This window comes from Pseudomonas sp. Sample_24 (genome assembly GCF_004307605.1).
In the GTDB taxonomy this organism is placed as follows: domain Bacteria; phylum Pseudomonadota; class Gammaproteobacteria; order Pseudomonadales; family Pseudomonadaceae; genus Aquipseudomonas.
On the sequence record NZ_RCNW01000032.1, the window covers coordinates 4,667 to 11,069 of the forward strand.

General features: G+C 56.6%; 8 protein-coding genes. All 8 read left to right on the forward strand.

Translation table 11 applies throughout. The features are described 5' to 3' along the window. Positions 1-17: 17 nt before the first annotated feature. The 8 genes from D8V06_RS01590 (at position 18) to atpG (ending at position 6,278) form a co-directional block, all read left to right on the forward strand. A complete protein-coding gene (locus D8V06_RS01590; RefSeq protein ID WP_056854265.1) occupies positions 18-890 on the forward strand; it encodes a ParB/RepB/Spo0J family partition protein in 873 nt (290 codons plus the stop codon). Between the two features lie 148 nt (positions 891-1,038). Beyond that, complete coding sequence (locus D8V06_RS01595) at positions 1,039-1,446, forward strand: F0F1 ATP synthase subunit I (protein WP_056854266.1); 408 nt, start codon at positions 1,039-1,041, stop codon at positions 1,444-1,446. A 16-nt stretch (positions 1,447-1,462) separates the two neighbouring features. Continuing rightward, positions 1,463-2,332: a F0F1 ATP synthase subunit A gene (gene atpB / locus D8V06_RS01600; RefSeq protein WP_015097443.1), complete on the forward strand. Its 870-nt coding sequence runs from the start codon at positions 1,463-1,465 to the stop codon at positions 2,330-2,332. A 133-nt stretch (positions 2,333-2,465) separates the two neighbouring features. Beyond that, a complete protein-coding gene (gene atpE, locus D8V06_RS01605) occupies positions 2,466-2,723 on the forward strand; it encodes a F0F1 ATP synthase subunit C (protein ID WP_003097235.1) in 258 nt (85 codons plus the stop codon). Positions 2,724-2,781: 58 nt separating this feature from the next. Further along, positions 2,782-3,252: a F0F1 ATP synthase subunit B gene (locus tag D8V06_RS01610; RefSeq protein WP_011336718.1), complete on the forward strand. Its 471-nt coding sequence runs from the start codon at positions 2,782-2,784 to the stop codon at positions 3,250-3,252. Positions 3,253-3,264: 12 nt separating this feature from the next. Then, positions 3,265-3,801 (forward strand): F0F1 ATP synthase subunit delta, encoded by a 537-nt coding sequence (locus tag D8V06_RS01615; RefSeq protein WP_056854268.1) that lies wholly within the window; start codon positions 3,265-3,267, stop codon positions 3,799-3,801. 21 nt (positions 3,802-3,822) lie between these two features. Then, positions 3,823-5,367, forward strand: coding sequence for a F0F1 ATP synthase subunit alpha (gene atpA, locus D8V06_RS01620; RefSeq protein WP_056854269.1), 1,545 nt, complete (start codon positions 3,823-3,825; stop codon positions 5,365-5,367). 50 nt (positions 5,368-5,417) lie between these two features. Continuing rightward, on the forward strand, positions 5,418-6,278 hold the full coding sequence (gene atpG, locus D8V06_RS01625) for a F0F1 ATP synthase subunit gamma (RefSeq protein WP_008045673.1): 861 nt from the start codon (positions 5,418-5,420) through the stop codon (positions 6,276-6,278). The last annotated feature ends 125 nt before the right edge of the window (positions 6,279-6,403 follow it).

The window sequence follows — 6,403 nt, forward strand, 5'->3', positions numbered from 1 at the left end:
CAACTTAAGGAATCCCCATGGCCGTCAAGAAACGAGGTCTCGGACGTGGACTGGATGCACTGCTGAGTGGTCCGACCGTCAGCTCGCTGGAAGAACAAGCGGCGCAAGCCGATCATCGTGAGTTGCAACACCTGCCCCTGGACCTGCTCCAGCGCGGTAAATACCAGCCGCGTCGCGATATGGATCCTCAAGCTCTGGAAGAGCTGGCGCAGTCGATCAAGGCCCAAGGTGTGATGCAACCGATCGTGGTACGCCCGATCGGCGGCGGTCGTTTTGAAATCATCGCTGGTGAACGGCGCTGGCGCGCCAGCCAGCAGGCCGGGCAGGAAACCATTCCGGCGATGGTGCGCGATGTGCCGGATGAAACCGCCATCGCCATTGCTCTGATCGAGAACATCCAGCGCGAAGACCTCAACCCGATCGAAGAAGCAGTGGCTTTGCAGCGTCTGCAGCAGGAATTCCAGCTGACCCAGCAGCAAGTGGCCGAAGCGGTGGGTAAGTCACGGGTGACCGTGGCCAACTTGTTACGCCTGATTTCGCTGCCGGAAGTCATCAAGACCATGTTGTCCCATGGCGACCTGGAAATGGGGCATGCCCGTGCATTGCTCGGTTTGCCGGACAATCAACAGGTTGAAGGGGCGCGACATGTTGTCGCACGAGGACTGACTGTGCGCCAGACTGAAGCACTGGTTCGCCAGTGGTTGAGTGGCAAACCGGAGCCTGTCGAACCTGCAAAACCGGACCCGGATATTGCCCGCCTGGAACAGCGTCTGGCCGAGCGCCTAGGCTCTGCGGTGCAGATTCGACACGGGAAGAAGGGCAAAGGGCAGTTAGTGATTGGTTACAACTCACTGGATGAGCTTCAAGGCGTACTCGCACATATCCGCTGAAACATTTCCTCATGTAGCGTGCAGTCGGAAATCACTACCTGACAGTTGAATAGGGGCAGAACCGCCCCTATACTCTGCGCGCATTTTGTCGGCACAAATTATGCCAAGTTATTGAATTTCGGCAGCCGACCATTGGAGAGCAATAACGATGGAAACCCGCACGCCAAACCGCTTGCCTTTCCATCGCCTGGCGGTTTTTCCGGTGTTAATGGCTCAATTCGTGGTCTTGCTCATTGCCGCTTTGGCGCTCTGGCAATGGCACGGAGTCGTTGCCGGGTACTCGGGACTTTGCGGAGGCCTGATAGCCTTGCTGCCCAATGTGTATTTCGCTCACAGGGCATTTCGGTTTTCCGGCGCCCGAGCAGCCCAGTCCATCGTCCGGTCGTTTTATGCCGGCGAGGCGGGGAAACTGATTTTGACGGCAGTGCTGTTTGCACTGGTGTTTGCAGGTGTGAAGCCACTGGCGCCGATTGCAGTATTCGGTGCCTTCGTGCTGACTCAGTCGGTCAGCTGGTTCGCTCCCCTGCTGATGAGAACAAGACTTTCGAGACCTTAGGGCGTTTGAGGCAACCATGGCAGAAACAACCGCTTCGGGCTATATCCAGCACCACTTGCAGAACCTGACCTTCGGTCAGCACCCTACCGGCGGCTGGGGCTTTGCCCACACCGCAGCAGAAGCCAAGGAAATGGGCTTCTGGGCTTTCCACGTCGATACCCTCGGCTGGTCTGTCGCATTGGGTCTGATCTTCGTTCTTCTTTTCCGCATGGCGGCAAAGAAGGCGACCTCCGGTCAGCCAGGTGCTTTGCAGAACTTCGTTGAAGTATTGGTCGAATTCGTCGATGGCAGCGTGAAAGACAGCTTCCATGGCCGTAGCCCGGTGATTGCACCGCTGGCACTGACCATCTTCGTCTGGGTGTTCCTGATGAACGCCGTCGACCTGGTACCGGTCGACTGGATTCCTCAGCTGGCCATCCTGATCTCCGGCGATGCCCACATCCCGTTCCGCGCCGTGTCGACTACCGACCCGAACGCGACTCTGGGCATGGCATTCTCGGTTTTCGCACTGATCATTTTCTACAGCATCAAGGTCAAGGGCCTCGGCGGTTTCATCGGCGAGCTGACCCTGCACCCGTTCGGCAGCAAGAACATCTTCGTTCAAGCCCTGCTGATCCCGGTGAACTTCCTGCTGGAATTCGTGACCCTGATCGCCAAGCCGATCTCCCTGGCTCTGCGTCTGTTCGGCAACATGTATGCCGGCGAGCTGGTCTTCATCCTGATTGCTGTGATGTTCGGCAGCGGTCTGCTCTGGCTTAGTGGCCTGGGCGTTGTTCTGCAGTGGGCGTGGGCTGTGTTCCACATCCTGATCATCACTCTGCAGGCGTTCATCTTCATGATGCTGACCATCGTCTACCTGTCGATGGCACACGAAGAAAACCATTAAGACCAGTCTCGACTAGTCTGATGTCCTTCCCGGTAAAACGGGAAGGGGCTCCTGACGGAGCATCTGAAACGATTTGTTTTACCGCTTTAATCTAAAAAACCTAAACCATACGACGTAAAAGTCGGGAGGAAAGATGGAAACTGTAGTTGGTCTAACCGCTATCGCTGTTGCACTGTTGATCGGCCTGGGCGCACTGGGTACCGCAATTGGTTTCGGCCTGCTGGGCGGCAAGTTCCTGGAAGGCGCAGCGCGTCAGCCAGAAATGGTTCCAATGCTGCAAGTTAAAATGTTCATCGTTGCCGGTCTGCTCGACGCCGTAACCATGATCGGTGTTGGTATCGCTCTGTTCTTCACCTTTGCGAACCCGTTCGTTGGTCAGATCGCTGGCTAATTACTCGGATCTTCCGGGTAATTTGGTGTGATGGACAACGTAACTGCGAGGTGTTGGCGTGAACATTAATGCGACCCTGATTGGCCAGTCCGTTGCGTTCCTGATTTTTGTATTGTTCTGCATGAAGTTCGTATGGCCTCCAGTCATCGCGGCTCTGCACGAACGTCAAAAGAAGATCGCTGATGGTCTGGACGCTGCCAGCCGTGCAGCTCGCGACCTGGAGTTGGCCCAAGAGAAAGCGGGTCAGCAACTGCGCGAAGCGAAAGCTCAGGCAGCTGAAATCATCGAGCAAGCCAAGAAACGCGGTAACCAGATCGTCGAAGAGGCTGTTGAAAAAGCCCGTATCGACGCTGACCGTGTGAAGGTTCAGGCTCAAGCCGAGATCGAACAGGAACTGAACAGCGTCAAAGACAAGCTGCGTGCCCAAGTGGGCTTGCTGGCTGTTGGCGGCGCCGAGAAGATCCTGGGTGCCACAATCGATCAAAACGCGCACGCAGAGCTGGTTAACCAACTGGCTGCTGAAATCTAAGCGAGGGCGATCATGGCAGAACTGACCACGTTGGCCCGACCTTACGCTAAGGCGGCCTTCGAGCACGCTCAGGCCCACCAGCAACTGGCCAATTGGTCAGCCATGCTCGGCCTGGCTGCAGCGGTGTCGGAAGACGACACCATGCAGCGCGTGCTCAAGGCCCCGCGACTGACGAGCGCAGAAAAGGCCGCCACGTTCATTGACGTGTGCGGCGACAAGTTTGATGCCAAGGCACAGAACTTCATCCACGTCGTTGCCGAAAACGACCGTCTCCCGCTGTTGCCGGAGATCGCCGCTCTGTTCGACCTGTACAAGGCCGAACAAGAGAAATCGGTAGACGTTGAAGTGACCAGTGCTTTTGCATTGAACCAAGAACAGCAAGACAAACTCGCCAAGGTTCTCAGTGCACGACTCAACCGGGAAGTGCGCCTGCAAGTCGAGGAAGACAAATCCCTTATTGGGGGCGTTGTCATCCGCGCCGGCGACCTGGTTATCGATGGCTCGATTCGCGGCAAAATCGCGAAACTTGCCGAAGCATTGAAATCTTGAGTTTGAAGGGGCAGCAGAGCAATGCAGCAACTCAATCCTTCCGAAATAAGTGAAATTATCAAGGGCCGCATCGACAAGCTCGATGTGACCTCCCAAGCCCGTAACGAAGGCACTGTCGTCAGCGTATCTGACGGTATCGTGCGGATTCACGGTCTGGCCGACGTCATGTACGGCGAGATGATCGAGTTTCCGGGCGGCGTCTTCGGTATGGCACTCAACCTGGAGCAAGACTCCGTAGGTGCCGTCGTATTGGGCGCATACCAGTCTCTGGCTGAAGGCATGAGCGCCAAGTGCACTGGCCGCATCCTCGAAGTTCCGGTTGGTAAGGAACTGCTGGGTCGCGTTGTCGACGCACTGGGTAACCCAGTTGATGGCAAAGGTCCGCTGAACAACACTCAGACCGACGCGGTCGAGAAAGTTGCTCCAGGCGTGATCTGGCGTAAGTCGGTAGACCAGCCTGTACAGACTGGCTACAAGGCTGTCGATGCCATGATCCCTGTCGGCCGTGGCCAGCGTGAGCTGATCATCGGTGACCGTCAGATCGGTAAAACCGCTCTGGCGATCGACGCGATCATCAACCAGAAGAACAGCGGCATCTACTGCGTCTACGTTGCGATCGGTCAGAAACAATCGACCATCGCCAACGTGGTTCGCAAGCTGGAAGAAAACGGCGCCCTGGCCAACACGATCATCGTGGCTGCCAGTGCTTCGGAATCTCCTGCGCTGCAATTCCTGGCACCGTACTCCGGTTGCACCATGGGTGAATTCTTCCGCGACCGCGGTGAAGACGCGCTGATCGTTTATGACGATCTGTCCAAGCAAGCAGTGGCTTACCGCCAGATTTCCCTGCTGCTGCGCCGTCCACCAGGCCGTGAAGCTTACCCAGGCGACGTGTTCTATCTCCACTCCCGTCTGCTGGAGCGCGCATCCCGCGTTTCGGAAGAATACGTAGAGAAGTTCACCAACGGCGCAGTGACCGGCAAAACCGGTTCCCTGACCGCACTGCCGATCATCGAAACCCAGGCTGGCGACGTATCCGCGTTCGTTCCGACCAACGTGATTTCCATCACTGACGGTCAGATCTTCCTGGAATCGGCCATGTTCAACTCGGGCATCCGTCCTGCTGTGAACGCCGGTGTTTCGGTATCCCGTGTGGGTGGTGCCGCTCAGACCAAGATCATCAAGAAGCTGTCCGGTGGTATCCGTACCGCTCTGGCTCAGTACCGTGAACTGGCGGCATTCGCCCAGTTCGCTTCTGACCTGGACGAAGCGACCCGTAAGCAACTTGAGCATGGTCAGCGCGTTACCGAGCTGATGAAGCAGAAGCAATACGCACCAATGTCGATCGCTGACATGGCGCTGTCGCTGTATGCCGCTGAGCGTGGGTTCCTGACTGACGTTGAAATCGCCAAGATCGGCAGCTTCGAGCAAGCGCTGATTGCTTTCTTCAACCGCGATCACGCCGATTTGATGGCGAAGATCAACGTGAAAGGTGACTTCAATGACGAAATCGACGCTGGCATGAAAGCCGGTATCGAGAAGTTCAAGGCCACCCAAACCTGGTAAGCCGCAGCGGGAGCCGCAAGGCTCCCGCTTGCTAACCTGATAGGTGTTACATGGCAGGCGCAAAAGAGATTCGCAGTAAGATTGCGAGCATCAAAAGCACGCAAAAGATTACCAGCGCCATGGAAAAAGTGGCGGTCAGCAAAATGCGCAAGGCACAAATGCGCATGGCTGCTAGCCGTCCTTATGCGGAGCGTATCCGCCAGGTAATTGGGCATCTGGCCAACGCCAACCCGGAATACCGCCACCCGTTCATGATCGACCGCGAAATCAAGCGTGTCGGTTATGTCGTAGTGAGCAGTGACCGTGGTCTGTGCGGCGGCTTGAACACCAACCTGTTCAAGGCCCTGGTCAAGGACATGGCGGTAAACCGCGAAAACGGCGTCGAGATCGATCTGTGTGTCGTTGGTAGCAAGGGTGCGGCCTTTTTCCGCAACTTCGGCGGTAACGTCGTTGCAGCTATCAGCCACCTGGGTGAAGAGCCGTCGATCAATGATCTGATCGGCAGCGTCAAGGTGATGCTGGATGCCTACCTGGACGGCCGTATTGACCGCCTGTCCGTGGTGTCCAACAAGTTCATCAACACCATGACGCAACAGCCTACCGTGGAGCAGTTGATTCCACTGGTGGCAACCCCGGATCAAGACCTCAAGCACCACTGGGACTATCTCTACGAACCGGATGCCAAGGAGCTGCTGGACGGCTTGATGGTCCGTTACGTGGAGTCGCAGGTCTACCAGGCGGTGGTCGAGAACAACGCGGCTGAACAAGCTGCGCGGATGATCGCGATGAAGAACGCTACCGACAACGCCGGTGATTTGATCAGCGATTTGCAGCTGGTCTACAACAAGGCGCGTCAGGCTGCGATCACCCAAGAGATCTCGGAAATCGTCGGCGGCGCTGCCGCGGTTTAACGGTTCAAATATTCAGAGGATCCAGCTATGAGTAGCGGACGTATCGTTCAAATCATCGGCGCCGTTATCGACGTGGAATTTCCACGCGACAGCGTACCGAGCATCTACAACGCGCTGACTGTACA